The 328-nt window shown below is 70.7% G+C and carries 1 protein-coding gene; it reads left to right on the forward strand.

Features of this window, described 5'->3' with window-relative positions:
• On the forward strand, positions 1–281 hold a 281-nt coding region (locus ACLZOT_RS51065; protein ID WP_416976124.1), incomplete at its 5' end, for a cysteine dioxygenase.
• Between the last annotated feature and the right edge of the window lie 47 nt (positions 282–328).

Below are 328 nucleotides of genomic sequence, written 5' to 3' on the forward strand. Positions count from 1 at the left end.
GGCTGCTGTCCTGGGTCCCCGGACAGAGCAGCGGTCTGCACGACCACGGCCGCTCCTCCGGCGTGCTGACCGTCCTGGACGGCACGCTGACCGAGCGCACGGAGCGGGGCACGCGCGCGTTGCCGGCGGGAGCTCAGCGGGTGTTCGCGCCGGGGTACGCCCACGAAGTCGTCAACGACGCGCTGGAGCCGGCGGTGAGCCTGCATGTGTACTACCCGGGCCTGACGGAGATGCCGATGCACACGACGACGGCATGCGAGGCGCGTCCGGTGACTGCGTGACCCGTTGTCGTACCCGCCTGCAAGACTTGGCCCCATGCGAATCGTGG

It is taken from the genome of Streptomyces sp. 4F14 (genome assembly GCF_048159485.1).
Classification (GTDB): Bacteria; Actinomycetota; Actinomycetes; order Streptomycetales; family Streptomycetaceae; genus Streptomyces.